General features: G+C 66.2%; 19 protein-coding genes, 1 tRNA gene and 1 riboswitch. Of the genes, 10 read left to right on the forward strand and 10 right to left on the reverse strand.

Annotated elements, in window-relative coordinates; all coding sequences use genetic code 11:
- Window positions 1–59: 59 nt before the first annotated feature.
- Window positions 60–464: an NUDIX domain-containing protein gene (locus tag QRO95_RS01640; RefSeq protein WP_285301526.1), complete on the reverse strand. Its 405-nt coding sequence runs from the start codon at window positions 462–464 to the stop codon at window positions 60–62.
- 107 nt (window positions 465–571) lie between these two features.
- Between QRO95_RS01640 and QRO95_RS01645 the strand changes: the two genes are divergently transcribed.
- On the forward strand, window positions 572–1093 hold the full coding sequence (locus QRO95_RS01645) for a GNAT family N-acetyltransferase (protein WP_285301527.1): 522 nt from the start codon (window positions 572–574) through the stop codon (window positions 1091–1093).
- Window positions 1094–1103: 10 nt separating this feature from the next.
- Here QRO95_RS01645 and QRO95_RS01650 read toward each other — a convergent pair whose 3' ends face one another.
- A complete protein-coding gene (locus QRO95_RS01650) occupies window positions 1104–1745 on the reverse strand; it encodes a flavin reductase family protein (RefSeq protein ID WP_049420990.1) in 642 nt (213 codons plus the stop codon).
- Between the two features lie 105 nt (window positions 1746–1850).
- Between QRO95_RS01650 and QRO95_RS01655 the strand changes: the two genes are divergently transcribed.
- Together QRO95_RS01655 and QRO95_RS01660 are read left to right on the forward strand one after the other, a co-directional pair.
- Window positions 1851–2555: a helix-turn-helix transcriptional regulator gene (locus tag QRO95_RS01655; RefSeq protein WP_049399948.1), complete on the forward strand. Its 705-nt coding sequence runs from the start codon at window positions 1851–1853 to the stop codon at window positions 2553–2555.
- Between the two features lie 123 nt (window positions 2556–2678).
- Complete coding sequence (locus tag QRO95_RS01660) at window positions 2679–2948, forward strand: hypothetical protein (RefSeq protein WP_032128923.1); 270 nt, start codon at window positions 2679–2681, stop codon at window positions 2946–2948.
- A 15-nt stretch (window positions 2949–2963) separates the two neighbouring features.
- Here the strand turns inward: QRO95_RS01660 and QRO95_RS01665 are convergent, their stop codons facing one another.
- From QRO95_RS01665 to QRO95_RS01675, 3 genes are all read right to left on the reverse strand, one after another.
- The gene (locus QRO95_RS01665; protein ID WP_107432310.1) at window positions 2964–3728 is read right to left on the reverse strand and encodes a thioesterase family protein; all 765 of its coding nucleotides are present in this window, start codon (window positions 3726–3728) and stop codon (window positions 2964–2966) included.
- A 118-nt stretch (window positions 3729–3846) separates the two neighbouring features.
- Complete coding sequence (locus QRO95_RS01670) at window positions 3847–4047, reverse strand: hypothetical protein (RefSeq protein ID WP_032128925.1); 201 nt, start codon at window positions 4045–4047, stop codon at window positions 3847–3849.
- Between the two features lie 88 nt (window positions 4048–4135).
- Window positions 4136–5212 carry a S9 family peptidase gene (locus QRO95_RS01675; protein WP_285301528.1) on the reverse strand — a complete coding sequence of 359 codons (1077 nt, stop codon included), beginning with the start codon at window positions 5210–5212 and terminating at the stop codon, window positions 4136–4138.
- Window positions 5213–5473: 261 nt separating this feature from the next.
- On the opposite strand from QRO95_RS01675, the gene QRO95_RS01680 reads away from it, so the two are divergent.
- Together QRO95_RS01680 and QRO95_RS01685 are read left to right on the forward strand one after the other, a co-directional pair.
- The gene (locus tag QRO95_RS01680) at window positions 5474–5986 is read left to right on the forward strand and encodes an ATP-binding protein (protein WP_285301529.1); all 513 of its coding nucleotides are present in this window, start codon (window positions 5474–5476) and stop codon (window positions 5984–5986) included.
- Between the two features lie 96 nt (window positions 5987–6082).
- Window positions 6083–6916: an AraC family transcriptional regulator gene (locus QRO95_RS01685; protein ID WP_285301530.1), complete on the forward strand. Its 834-nt coding sequence runs from the start codon at window positions 6083–6085 to the stop codon at window positions 6914–6916.
- A 3-nt stretch (window positions 6917–6919) separates the two neighbouring features.
- On the opposite strand, the gene crcB is transcribed toward QRO95_RS01685, so the two are convergent.
- Window positions 6920–7312, reverse strand: a complete 393-nt coding sequence (gene crcB / locus QRO95_RS01690; RefSeq protein WP_032128929.1) for a fluoride efflux transporter CrcB — start codon at window positions 7310–7312, stop codon at window positions 6920–6922.
- Between the two features lie 82 nt (window positions 7313–7394).
- Window positions 7395–7458, reverse strand: a riboswitch (Fluoride riboswitch).
- A gap of 22 nt (window positions 7459–7480) precedes the next feature.
- Window positions 7481–7882, reverse strand: a complete 402-nt coding sequence (locus QRO95_RS01695) for a transcriptional regulator (RefSeq protein WP_010486043.1) — start codon at window positions 7880–7882, stop codon at window positions 7481–7483.
- A 111-nt stretch (window positions 7883–7993) separates the two neighbouring features.
- Here QRO95_RS01695 and QRO95_RS01700 point away from each other — a divergent pair, with 111 nt between their 5' ends.
- The gene (locus tag QRO95_RS01700) at window positions 7994–8203 is read left to right on the forward strand and encodes a hypothetical protein (protein WP_032128930.1); all 210 of its coding nucleotides are present in this window, start codon (window positions 7994–7996) and stop codon (window positions 8201–8203) included.
- Window positions 8204–8556: 353 nt separating this feature from the next.
- Entirely contained in the window at window positions 8557–8793 is a 237-nt protein-coding gene (locus QRO95_RS01705; RefSeq protein ID WP_032128931.1) for a hypothetical protein, read from the forward strand.
- 1 nt (window position 8794) lies between these two features.
- On the opposite strand, the gene QRO95_RS01710 is transcribed toward QRO95_RS01705, so the two are convergent.
- Both QRO95_RS01710 and QRO95_RS01715 read right to left on the reverse strand, forming a co-directional pair.
- A complete protein-coding gene (locus QRO95_RS01710; protein WP_285301531.1) occupies window positions 8795–9844 on the reverse strand; it encodes a 4Fe-4S dicluster domain-containing protein in 1050 nt (349 codons plus the stop codon).
- A complete protein-coding gene (locus tag QRO95_RS01715) occupies window positions 9841–10128 on the reverse strand; it encodes a hypothetical protein (protein WP_010486039.1) in 288 nt (95 codons plus the stop codon). The genes QRO95_RS01710 and QRO95_RS01715 overlap by 4 nt, the downstream gene beginning before the upstream one ends.
- Before the next feature lie 179 nt (window positions 10129–10307).
- Here QRO95_RS01715 and QRO95_RS01720 point away from each other — a divergent pair, with 179 nt between their 5' ends.
- Together QRO95_RS01720 and hemN are read left to right on the forward strand one after the other, a co-directional pair.
- A complete protein-coding gene (locus QRO95_RS01720; RefSeq protein ID WP_032128934.1) occupies window positions 10308–10748 on the forward strand; it encodes a group III truncated hemoglobin in 441 nt (146 codons plus the stop codon).
- A 44-nt stretch (window positions 10749–10792) separates the two neighbouring features.
- The gene (hemN, locus tag QRO95_RS01725) at window positions 10793–12202 is read left to right on the forward strand and encodes an oxygen-independent coproporphyrinogen III oxidase (RefSeq protein ID WP_132809774.1); all 1410 of its coding nucleotides are present in this window, start codon (window positions 10793–10795) and stop codon (window positions 12200–12202) included.
- Between the two features lie 23 nt (window positions 12203–12225).
- Here the strand turns inward: hemN and QRO95_RS01730 are convergent.
- Window positions 12226–12312 (reverse strand) — tRNA-Leu (locus QRO95_RS01730).
- 132 nt (window positions 12313–12444) lie between these two features.
- Here QRO95_RS01730 and QRO95_RS01735 point away from each other — a divergent pair.
- A complete protein-coding gene (locus tag QRO95_RS01735) occupies window positions 12445–12879 on the forward strand; it encodes a BLUF domain-containing protein (RefSeq protein WP_032128935.1) in 435 nt (144 codons plus the stop codon).
- Window positions 12880–13012 lie beyond the last annotated feature (133 nt).

Consider the following 13012-nt stretch of genomic DNA (forward strand, 5'->3'; position numbering starts at 1 on the left):
CGGTCAGGGCTTTTTTGTTTGTCTGGATGCCAGCTAACCTGCGTCCGGATCGATATCCGCTACAGCCTGGCCAGCGCCTGCACCGTGGCCTGGGTCAGCGGCTGGGGCAGGGCATCCCGCGCGAACCAGCCCAGGCCGGTCTGCACACCCGGCTCCTGGATGGAGGCCTCGGCACCGGCAGGTGCCCGAGCCTCGAAGATCGGCGCGACCCAGTGCTGCGCAAGCGCCGGCTCGAAATGATCGGCCACGCACAGCAGGCGCAGCAGCGTCACTTCCAACGCCGTCTCCTCGCGAGTTTCGCGGACCACGGCAGCCTCCACCGTTTCCATCCAGTCGACTTTGCCGCCGGGCAGGCCCCAGTGCCCGCGCTCCGGATCGCGTCCGCGCTGGATCAGCAGGATGCGGCCGTCGGCATCACGGACGACGGCGCCGCATCCAACGCGGGGAATCTGAAGTTCAGTCATGGCGGAGAGTGAAGAAGGAGCTGTCTTCATTCTTGCATGCACGCCGTATCAGGCGAACCCGCGCTAGGCTGGGCACCTGTGCATCAACAAGCTCACAGGTGTGTCGCATGCTTCTCCGGCAACTCGGCGCTGACGACGCCGATATTCTCTGGCAAGCACGGTTGCAGGCCCTTCGCGAGTCGCCTGCGGCGTTCCTGTCCACGCTGGCCGAGGCGCAGAATGACTCGGCGGACGTGATGCGCGCCCAGCTTGGCGATCCTGGTACGCGCTACTTCGGCACGTTCGTGGACGGCATGCTGGTGGGTTTCCTGCGTTACGTACGCCCGGTGCGGATGGCGCGACGGCATACGGCGGAAGTGCACAGTGTCCATGTGGGTGCTGGCCATCGAGGCCAGGGTATCGCCCGTCAGCTTCTTCTTGCCGCGTTCGCGGCTGCGCGCGCGGAAGGCATCGAATCGCTCACTCTCACGGTGCTGGCGGACAACGCCGCCGCGCGAGCGCTGTATGAATCGCTGGGTTTCACCGAATCCGGCGTCGAGCCGCGCGCGGTGAAGCGCGACGGCCGCTATGTGGACATGGTGTCGTACTGGATTTCAGTGACCAGCCACCCACCATCGCCGGCACCTTGAATCACCCGCTCTACGCCGGATCGTGGACCGGCGTCTGCGCGCGGAAGTTGCGCCCGACTGGTTCACCCACGCTCAGGTAGTGGCGGAACAGATAGATCAACGGTTTCCAGTGGGCGACATCGATGTGCTGGGTGCCAGCCACGGTGATCGCTTCGTGCGCATGCACGCAACGGATCCGTCCTTCGACGATCACGAAGCCCTGACCGTCATCCTCGCCGGGCGGGTGCATCGCCATCTCGCTGACTTCCACCTGCAGCGGGCACTCGGCAATCGCCTCTGGCGCGACGTGCGTCGAGGCGACCGCACTGAAGCCCCCCAGCGCGAACTTGTCGCGGACGTGCACGTAGCCCATCGCCTGTTTGGCAGTGGGCACCGGGTCGCAGCCTGTCGCGCGCGCGATGGCCTCGACCTGTGCGGCCTGCGCGGAGGATGGGAAGTTCAGTACGCACTCGTTGCGCAGCTGCAGGTTGCGATAGCCCTGACCCTGCACGCCGAGGCCCAGCACTACCCGGTTGCCCAGGGCCCAGAACGAAGACAACGGACTGATGTTGCTGCTGCCGTCGTCGTTCAGCGTGGTCATCAGCAACACAGGCGTGCCCGGGTACAGGACCGAAGGGGTGATGCGGCGGCGGGGAATCGGAGCGGTTTTCACGGCAGGCCTTGCACTATCGGGGTGGCCACTGTGCCGTGGCAGCGGGTGCCGACGCTTCGGCCTGCATCGAACTGTCGGCCTGCAACGGCGTGCCACAATGCGGGCATGGTCCACACCTCCGGTTCCCTTGTCAGCGTCGGTGCCCTGGTTGGCGACCAGGCGCGCGCATCCATGCTGCTGCAGTTGATGGATGGGCGTGCGTATACCGCGACGGAGCTGGCACGCGTGGCTGGGGTAACACCGCAGACGGCGAGCACGCATCTGCGCAGGCTGGTCGAGGGCGACCTGCTGGTCGCTGTCGCGCAGGGGCGCCATCGCTATCACCGGCTGGCCTCGCACGAAGTCGCCGACATGCTGGAGGGCATCCTGCGCGTTGCGGACCGCACGCCGTCCTGCACCGCTGAGGCATCACGCAGCATGCCGGCGTTGCGCCAGGCGCGTTCCTGCTACCGGCATCTGGCCGGTGTGCATGCGGTGGCGATCACCGACCGCTTGTTGCAGGCAGGACACCTGGTCCCGCACCAGGCGCATTGGCAAGTGAGTGTGGAGGGCGCAGCGTTCCTGCAGGAGCTCGGCCAGCCGCTGGCAGAGCTGCTGCGGCTTCCCGTGACGGTCAAGCCTGCGCGCTACTGCCGAGGATGCCTGGACTGCACCGAGCGGCGCCCGCATCTGGCTGGACTGGTCGGCGAGGCGATGCTGGACAGCTTCGTGAAGAACGATTGGCTTCGGCGGGTTGAGGGTCGACGCGAACTGCGCCTGACGCAGCCGGGGCGCGAAGCGCTGTGGACGCGGTTCGGCCTGGCGACATAAGGGCCCCTCCAGTCTCATTCGCCCACGACATGGCAAGGCGCTATGGTCGAGTTCCAAGTCTTAGGGAGCTGCAATGGCGAGCAAGGACATGAACGATCGCGGCACGCTGGCGGTATGCCGGCAATGAGCAAATCTTCTGTGGAAGTACGTTGGCTGACGTTCCGCCTGATGAACGGCCAGTCGATCGGACCGGATCGGCTGAAGGATGGATGGGTGATTGCTTCGGAGACCCGCCACTGTGGCGTGCGGCGTGAAGCCATCGAAGGCGCGGGCGTGGTCTACGCGCTGTATGCACCGGCCAACCTCGCCTCACCGCGGCGCGCGGAGATGCGCATGCGCGAATTCCTGATGAGCTCCGGCTACACCTTCACCATGGGTACGCTGGGCGGCTGACGCCGCCCTTTGGGGTCACGGGCGTACGGTCAGTGCCTGGCCGAGCATGCCGATCGGACCGCGCGCATCGTGCAGCACGGTGCTGGTCAAGCCGAGACCCTGGTGGCCAAACGACACCGACGTGTCGAAGCCCAGCCACTCGCCTTCGGGCATGCCGAACAGGTGCGCGGTCAGATCGAGGTTGGGGAAGGCGACCTCCTTCGGATCGGCGCGCACGGCCATGCCATTGGACAGATCGAACAGGGTGGCGGCACGGGCCAGCGGACTGACCGGCTCGCCGTCCAGCAGCGCGTGCTTCGCGCGCGCCCAGTAGGTGGCACGGCCGGGCCCCTGATCATGTCGGCGGATCTCCACGCTCTTGATGAAACCACCTGGCCAGACCGTACCTGGGTCCCACGCGGGCATTGATTCCGGCGGAGCAATGCCGGTGATCGGCGTGCCGGCGATGGCCTGCGTATCGTTCGGGCGCATCAGCCATGCACGCACGCGCAGCGCCGGGCGATCGTCATGGCGCAGCGTGGCTTCGACCAGTTCGATGGTGCGACCACCGCGCAGCACCTGTACGTGGGCCTCCATCGCTTCGATCGGAATGGTGCCGAGGATGTCGTAGGACAGGCGCGCGATCAGAAAACCGTGCCCACGCGCTGCGGCGTCGCGTTCCAGGTGGTGCGCCAGCAGCCCGATCGCAGGTGCGATGTGTTGTTCGCGGATGTTCCAGGCGCCGCCCGTGTGTTCGGTCGGCAGGTAGCGGGTGTCGCTCAGTCGTTCGAAGAAGGCCATCGTATGCGTTGTGTCAGCAGGGAGGGGCGGCGGCAGATGCTGCGCGGGTCCCTGCATCGTAAGCGTTTGGCAGCGTGGCCGGCTGAGCCGGCTCCCGCAGGAGCCGGCCGGATGCCGGTCAGGAGGACTGGCAATCCATTTCGCGGCACATCTTGTACTGGGCCAGGCATTCTGCGGGTGTCTTGGCCAGTGGGCCTGAGGTCGCGCGCAGACAATATTCGTACTGCTGGCTGCAGAATTCACAGGGGCCTGCGGCGAAGGCCAGCCCGGTCACGGCCATGCCAAGGAACATCACGGTCTTCAAGGTCGTCTTGATCATCACGTCAGTCCTTTGTGTGCCCGTCAATGGGCCCGGCCACCATAGCAGTCCTTATGGTGCGCCCCTGATGCGCTGCGACACGTTGAGCTCAACGCTGGATTGCCTTCAAGGCGTCGACAACCTGTGCTTCAGAGAAGCCACAATGCCCTTCGCCCACCGGCGGGAGCACGCGCGGCAATGGTCGCGCGCCGCCCTGTGCGGCCATCTGCGGATACATCGCCTGCATGTGCGGCACGATGGTGGGATCGTTGTTGTTGAACTGGACCACCAGCGGTCGCTTCAACGCGCCGCTCAGTGCCAGCTTCGCGCGGACATCGGCCTGTGCCGCAGGCACGGGAGCGATGCGCTGCACTCCGGCATTGAACGCGGCGTCGTCACCGAATCCGCTGTACACCACACCAAGGTTGCCGGCCGGCATGCCACCGCTGCGCGTGGCCAGTTCATGCAGGACCAGCGTGTGCAGGCTGATTGTCCCGGCCAGTGCATCCGGAGCGACCTGCAGTCGCTTGGCGAGCATGTCGGCATGCTGGGGATTCCGTTGCAGCGCGTCGGCGATGCCCTGATAGAGCACTCCCTGCGGCAGCACGGCCGCTTCATGCGAAGCCAGTCCGGTGGCCGGCAGGCCTGCAGCGTTGGGGAAAAAGTAATCGAAGGCGACCAGCGTGGTCAGCAGATCTGCGGCGATCTGTTCGCCACTGAGATTGGCACCGCACAGCGAGACGCCGCCGGTGTAGTGCTGCGGGAAGCGCTCGAGGCTGGCGAGTGTCACCGCGCCGCCCATCGAGAATCCGAGCAGCCAGGTGTGGCGCACGCGCTTGAGTTCGCCCAGCGCGTGCTGGCGCAGGCGCTCCATGTCGGTGATCGCATCGGCCACTGCCCAGCCCTGGCTGGCGTAGGCACTCTGCGCGACGGCGTAGCCTGCGGACAGCAGCGTTGCGGTGCTGTCATTGGCGGTCATCGGCGTAGTGCGTGGCACGCCCACCGGCTCGTAGCCGTGCGCCAGCATCACCAGGTCGCCGTTCCAGTCAGCCGGCACGTCCAGCCGCCAGGGGGCGCCCTGCAGCTCGCCGCTGAGCATGCGTGGTGCCGTGGGTGGCGCGGCCAGCAGCGATGCCGCAGGCAGCAGAAGGCCGAGGGCGAGGGCGCATCGAAGCAAGGGTCGCATCGTGGTCATTCCATGCGGGAATGGCGCCGAGCATAGATCCCCGCAAAACCTTGCGCGCGCTGCACTGCCGCAGGGGATTGCCCGCCGGCCAGGCTGCGCTCTACGCTGGTGGCATGGTCCTGCACAGCACCGCGTCGATTATCCGCATTCCCCACGGGAAGGCGGGATAGCGCGCGGTCGCCACGGCCATGCAACCCGCCCGGGAAGGCGGGTTGCATGCGGCGCTCTCCCGGGTACTGGAATCCATCAAGGAGAACGCAGATGCATCATCTTTCATCGACCGACAATGCGCCGACCCTGCACCTGGTGTGCGGCAAGATCGGTGCCGGCAAATCCACCCTGTCGCAGCAGCTGGCGGCGCAGCCACGTCATGTGCTGATCAGCGAGGACGCCTGGCTGGCCGCGCTGTATCCCGACCAGATCCACTCCGTTGCCGATTACCTGCAGCGCGCGGCCGCGCTGCGCGGAGCGCTGATGCAGCATGTATGCGCAATCCTGCAGGTCGGCGTTTCGGTCGTGCTCGACGTTCCGTTCAATACGCGGGCCGCCCGTGCATGGGGCCGAGAACTGTTCGAGTCGGCCGGTGTTGCCCACCAGCTGCATTTTCTCGATGTTGCCGACGCCATCTGCAAGGCGCGGCTGCATGCCCGCAACGCGCGCGGCGAGCACCCGTTCCAGGCCAGCGACGAAGCCTTCGATCAGATCACCCGCCACTTCGTGGCACCTGCGCCGGAGGAGGGCTTCGTGGTGATCCGTCATGCACAAGATGCTTGAGGGCGCGGAGAGGGCGCCGTTCAGTCGACCATTAAGGTGGCGATTCCGATACGATCTGTCGCATTGAGCTCGCCTCGCTTGACCCGGAGTCCCGTCATGGTCGATCGTCTCGCCATCCTGCTCGAACGCTTCGCGGTCACCGCCTCGGTGTTCCATGCCGGCGCGCTGTGCGGCATCAACACCCTGCAGGGGGAGGATGAGGCCGGCCAGTTGCATCTGGTGCGGCGCGGCCCGCTGCAGGTCAGTCATGGCCAGCAGACTGTGCAGGTCGAGGTGCCCAGCCTGCTGCTGTATCCGCGGCCGATGCCGCACCGCTTCAGTACCGACCCGCAGCACGGCGCCGACATGGCCTGCGCCAACCTGCATTTCGAAGGTGGCCCGCTCAATCCGATCAGCGCGGCACTGCCGGATTTCATCTGCCTGCCGCTGGCCGATCTGTATGGCGGCAACGCGGCGCTGGAACTGCTGTTCGAAGAAGCGTTCGAGCAGCGTTGCGGGCGGGCGGCGATGGTCAACCGGCTGTTCGAGGTGGTGATGATCCAGGTGCTGCGCCAGCTGATGGAAGGCGGCGAGATGCGTGGCGGCCTGTTCGCCGGGCTGGGTCATCCGCGGCTGCGGTTGGCGCTGGTGGCGATGCATGAAGCGCCGGCGCAGGCGTGGACGCTGGAGGACCTGGCCGAAGTGGCCGGCATGTCACGCAGCGTGTTCGCCGCCAGCTTCCGCGAGGCGATGGGCACCACGCCGGGCCAGTACCTGCAGGGCTGGCGGGTGGGGTTGGCGCAGCAGGCACTGCGCCAGGGGCGGCCGCTGAAGCGGATTGCCGATGATGTGGGCTATGGCAGCGAAGCGGCGCTGTCGCGCGCGTTCAAGGCGCACACCGGGCAGTCGCCGCGGGAATGGCGGGGACAGGCCCGTGCCAGTGCGGCCTGAGCGTCAGCCGAGCACCAGCCGGGCCAGCTTCATCCCACCGAACAGGCCGGCCAGGCCCAGTGCCACCGAGCCGCCGGCATACAGTGCCGCCAGCCCATGCTGGCCACGCTGCAGCAGCAGGCCGATCTCCAGCGCATAGGTGGAAAACGTGGTGTAGCCGCCGAGGATGCCGGTGGCCAGCAGCAGGCGCAGCTGCGGCGAGGCGCCATTGCGCATCGCGAAGACCTCGACCACCACGCCCATCAGCAGGGCGCCGCTGACGTTGATCAGGAAGGTCGACCAGGGCCAGGGACTGCCGACGGCCACCCGCGCGCCGATCAGGTTGCAGGCATGGCGCAGGCAGGCACCGATGCCGCCTCCGACGAAGACCAGGAAATAATTGTTCAGTGTTTGCATGGCGTGCCTCGAATGCGGGTTCGCAGGGTCAATGGCGAACGCCGAGGGCAGGCACGACCTGCCGTCGACGAACACCGGGTTCGTCCTGGCAGGAGCCATCAGCCTTCTCAGGCGGTTATCGGGGGAGCCCCATCCCCATCGCGGTCCATGCTACCAGCGGCGGTGCATTCACGTCATCGAGGTCGTCAGCACGCGGGCGACCTTGCTGCGGCTGAAGCCATCCATCAGCAGTTCGAACGCGAGCAGATCCAACGCGGCATGGCGGCGATGGTCGATCTCCAGCCCGTTCTCGGCCACCAGGTGACTGACCAGCTCGTAGGCGTCCTGCCAGACATCCAGATGGGCCTGGCTGGGGATGTAGGCACTGCCAGGCTCACCGACGCCGAGCCCGCTGACCCCGTACAGCAGCTCGCGTGCGTCCAGCTTGGCCGCATCGGCGATGCGGAACAGCTGTTCGGCTTTCACGTGCGAGGCGCTCACGTGGTCGTTGAGCCAGTTGCTGATGGTTGCTGTCGTTGATTTGGCGGCGCGTGCCAGATCGGCCGGGCGTGGGTGCCCGGCTTTCTTCATGGCTGCCGCGAGTCGTTGGCCGAGAGTATTCATCTATGCAAGCCAGCTTAACGCGTGGATTGCGAAGAAGCCTTGTCGCAAGAATCAGTCTGGTTAACAGAAGGACCGACCGTGACCGAATTCTGGAGCAAGCGGCAGGTGCGCACCCGGCTGGGATTCCAGACCGATGCCGAACTGGCCCGCTTCTTTGGCATCAGCCGTTCCGCAGTGTCGCAATGGCCGAAGGATTTCCCGATTCCGGCCCTGCGGCAGTACATCCTGCATCAGCGCTATCCGAACCTGTTCCCCACGACAGAAGCGTCGGCGGGCGAATCCATCTGACTTGCGCCGCCTTTTGTCGCATTTAGCACGCTAAGCGCAATTTGCTAAGTATGCTTAGCAAAATAGGCAAGATCGATCGATCTGAGGGTCACAATCGGCGCCATCTACTGGAGTCATCGGTCCATGGTTCCCGCGGCCTGTCGGCTTCACCCCATCCGGGGGCCCCGGGGTCCCGTATGTAGTTTCGTGAACGATTAATAATTTCAATCACGAAAGTCGCTGCATGTAATTGACCTGTCGTGAAATCTATGACTAATTGGAGTCAACCAAGCGTGAAGCCTGGGAGTCTTTCAGTAGCACGCAAGTGAGTCGGTAGACCGTCAACAATGCAGAACAAGTCCAACGGAGGTCGTATGGAATACGGCATGCATGGCTTGGCTGAACGGGTACGCCGCGAACTGGAAGCCAGTTACCACAAACACGGATGCGGTCCGGCGTTCTGGGATACCTACCAGCAGGTGCTGGACCGTCTGGTCCCGCAGGGGACCGAGCGTACCGAAGTCACCAACGAAATGGCGCTGATCATCGAACAGCTGGGCATCGTCCGGCGTGCGCAGCTTGTGCCGCCGCACGCCAGCGGGTCGCGTTGATTCAGAGCAGGCGCCAGGCGCCGCAGGCAAGCAGCGCCAGCAACAAGGACAGCAGCGCCAACGTCCGGGGTCGCCACAGGCGCTTCGGTTGTCCGGCCATTGCCTGCGGACTGCAGTAGCGCACCAGCGCCGGACCGAAACCGGCCCGGTGCTGCTGTTGTGCGCAGGCCTCCAGGCAGGCACCGCAGGCCAGGCAATCGGCTTGCGGTCCCTGTCGGATGTCCAGTTGCATCGGGCAGGCAATGACGCAGGCCGCGCAATCGGTGCAATCACCCAGACGGTCGGCGCTGAAGGTCGGCATCGGTCCAGCCAGCAGCGGATGCGCGGCGCGGAATACGTAGTCCTGCGCAGTGGTCGGGTCGAGCAGGCCGCGGCCACGGCCCAGCACCCCGCCGAGCCCGGATGGACGTGGCCCGCGCGGCTCACCGCGACGGGCGTCGTACAGCATGCGCGGCGTATGCGGATCGGTCAGCAGTGGCTGCATGCGTGCGAACGGGCACAGCGAACGGCAGACCTGCTCGCGCAGGAAACCGGCGTTTCCCCAGGTGGCAGCGGAATAGAACAGTACCCAGAACGTTTCCCAGCCGCTCCAGCCAGCGTTTGGCGCGGCGGCCAGCAAGCCGGTGATCGGGCTGAACAGGCCGACGAAGGTAATGCCGGTCCACACTGACAGCAGCCCCCAGGCCAGCTGGGTGACCGGGCGTACAGCAGGTGCCGGCAGCATGCGGGCCGCGCTGCGGGCGATCCAGTCGAAGGCGCGCCGCCACAGCGTCTGCGGGCAGGCATGGCCGCACCAGATGCGTCCGGCGAGGTGGGTAAGCAGCGCCAGGCCGACGGCCAGTACCGCCAGCAGGCCGATCAGTACGCCGACGTCGCCGGGCCACAGGGTCCAGCCGAACAGGTCGAATCGCCGCGCGTTGATGTCCAGCAGCAGCGCCTGGCGGCCCTCCCAGCGCAGCCACGGCAGTGCGTAGAACAGCGCCAGCAGGGCGGCGCTGAGCGTGCCGCGCCAGTGCCAGGGACGGGGAGTCCGGGTACATGACGTGCTCATCCCAGCGGCAGCTCGTCGTCGTCATCGCTCGGCATGGGCCGCTGCAGGTACCAGGTGACCGCGCTGGACAGTGCCGTCACCGACCAGAACATGAAGAATCCCGCCGTGTAACCCAGTTCGCGGCTGATTGCGGTGCCCGGGAAACTGATGGCCTGCAGGCGCAATGGATCGACGAAGGCGAAGAACACTACGCTGGCCACGCCGGCGGCGATGAAGCTGGGCCAGAGGATGGCGCCCCACTGCTGGATCAGCCGCTGGCGGCGGTTGGGAGAAGGTCTGTTCATGCTGTCCCGGATCGAAAAGTGGGCGGCGCGTATACTTCGCCAGGGTCGGCGCCGCATCCGCAGGGCATGCTTCCTGCAAGCGTGCCAGCCTAGGCGCAGCGGACTGCGCCGACATTGATCTGGATCAACGGTGGTGATGGCCGGCTGCGGCACACTGCCGGCACGCTTTGGGTACCCCGATGAACGCAACACCGCCGCCTGTCCTCCCCGTCGCCTCGCCCGAGTTGTGCACCGAGCAGGAAGTGACCCGCCTGGTTCACGACTTCTATGCGCGCGTGCGCGAGGAAGAGCGGCTGGGGCCGGTGTTCGGCGCGCACGTCCACGATTGGCCCGAGCACCTGGCGCAGCTGGTCGACTTCTGGTCGGCGATGTTGCGCGGCACCCGCCGGTTCAAGGGCTCGCCGATGTCCAAGCACATGGCCATCGAGCTGGACAAGGACCTGTTCGACCGCTGGCTGGTGCTGTTCCGGATCACCACCGCCGAATGCAACAACCCGCCGATGCAGGAGCTGGCCAACGACGTGGCCGCGCGCATCGGTGACACCTTCTGGAAGCGCTACCAGATGCTGCGCTGGCCGCAGGTCGGCCTGCCGGTGCTGGGCATCCCTGCCAAGGATTGATCTGGGTCAAGGCGGCGCAGGCCGCCCGGCGCGATGCTGGCGGCATGGACACGTTCTCTCCCGCCGCTGGTGGCCTGGCCTGGACCTTCGACCCCGATCTTCTGCGCCGGCACGACCGGCCGGGCCCGCGCTACACCTCGTACCCGACCGCGCCGCATTTCCATGATGGCTTCGACGCGCCGGCGCTGCGCCAGGCGATCGCCGACAGCAACCAGCTGGCCCGTGCGCTGTCGCTGTACGTGCATGTGCCGTTCTGTTCCAGTCCCTGCTTCTACTGCGGCTGCAACCGGGTGATCACCCGTGATCGCGGTCGTGGCCACAGCTACGTCTCACGCGTGCTGGCCGAGGCCGACCTGCTGGCGCCGCAGTTCGATGACGGCCGCGAGGTGATCCAGCTGCACCTGGGTGGTGGTACGCCGAACTTCCTCGATGCCGAAGCGATGACCACGCTGGTGGAAGGGTTGCGCCGGCGCTTCGATTTCAGTGATTCGCCGCAGCGCGATTTCTCGATCGAACTCGATCCGCGCTTCATCGACACCCGCGACGTCGCCATGCTGGCGCGGCTGGGGTTCAACCGGGCCAGCCTGGGCGTACAGGATTTCGATCCGCAGGTGCAGGAATCGATCAACCGCGTGCAGGGCGTGCAACAGACGCTGGACATCCTGCGTGCCTGCCGCGACAGCGGCATGCGTTCGGTCAACGTCGATCTGATCTATGGGTTGCCGGGACAGAGCCTGGAAGGCTTCGGTCGCACCCTCGAGCTGGTGCTGGCGCTGCGCCCGGACCGCCTGGCGGTCTACGGCTACGCGCATCTGCCGCATCTGTTCCGCGCGCAGAAGCAGATCGACGAAAGCCGCTTGCCGTCACCGGAAGACAAGCTGGCGCTGCTGGGCCTGGCGGTGGAGAAGCTCTCCGCGGCGGGCTACCAGTACATCGGCATGGATCACTTTGCGTTGCCGGAAGAGGATCTGTCGCGTGCGCAGCGCGCCGGCCAGCTGCATCGCAACTTCATGGGCTATACCACCCATGCCGATACCGATCTGCTCGGCCTGGGCGTGAGTGCGATCAGCCACATCGGTGCCACCTACAGCCAGAATCCGCGCGACCTGCCGTCGTGGGAGGACGCGGTGGACCAGGGCCAGCTGCCGGTCTGGCGCGGCGTGGCGTTGAGTGCCGACGACCAGTTGCGCGCGGAACTGATCCAGCAGCTGATGTGCCAGGGCGAGGTGGATGGCGTGCTGCTGGGGCAGCGTCACGGCGTGGATTTCGAGCAGTACTTCGCCGAGGACCTGCGTTCGGTACAGCGGCTGCAGGAAGACGGCCTGGCCGAATACCGCGATGGCGTGGTGCGTGCCAGTGAACCCGGGCGACCGCTGCTGCGGTTGCTTGCGATGTGCTTTGACCCGTATCTGCGTGCCGCGCACGAGCAACCACGTTATTCGCGGGCGATCTGAAAGCGGGATGTGCTGCGTGCGTGTGGTGCCCGGAGCCGGAATCGAACCGGCATGGGGTTGCCCCCGGCGGATTTTAAGTCCGATGCGTCTACCAGTTTCGCCATCCGGGCCTGCAGCGCGGCGCCGATTGTAGCCCACCTGCGGTTCCGCAACCGGATTGCATCATGGCCGCGGCGTGCTTAACTGTCGATCGCATTCATGTCATAGTCCCTGCCATCGTTCCCAGGGGGGGGAGCCACCTGATGTCGCTGCACGCGATTGCCTATGCCAGTGAGGCCCGCGCCGATCTGCAGACAACCGATCTTGACCGCCTGCTGGCCGACGCCACGGCATTCAATCGTGTAGCCGGTGTCACCGGTGTGCTGATGTTCGACGGAGCGCGCTTCCTGCAGTATCTCGAGGGCCCGGAGGACGGCATCGATTCGGTGTTCCAGCGCATCCTCAATGCGCGCAGCCACGGGCAGCTGAAAGTGTTGTGCCGTGCCCCCGTAGTGCAGCGCGCATTTCCGCGCTGGTCGATGGGCACGCGGCGGATCGAACCGGAGCTGCTGGCACAGATCGTCGACGCCGCGTGGCCCGGCTTCCTGCTTGGCAGCGGTGGATTCGAGCGCCTGCTGCAGGCCTGGACCGGCGCCGACGGCGAACTGGAACCGGCCGCGGTGGCGTTGGGGTCCTGAGCCCGCCTTGGCGGCAGGGCGCCGGGGCCGGTAGGCTGTAGCCTTTCTGGCGCAGGTTTTCCGGAGTGGTGCAGCAGATGAGTGTGTTGGCCGAGGCCATGGCAGCGTATGTGCGATCGCATCCGTTGCGCGG

It is taken from the genome of Stenotrophomonas maltophilia group sp. Smal13 (genome assembly GCF_030236855.1).
Lineage (GTDB): Bacteria > Pseudomonadota > Gammaproteobacteria > Xanthomonadales > Xanthomonadaceae > Stenotrophomonas > Stenotrophomonas maltophilia_A.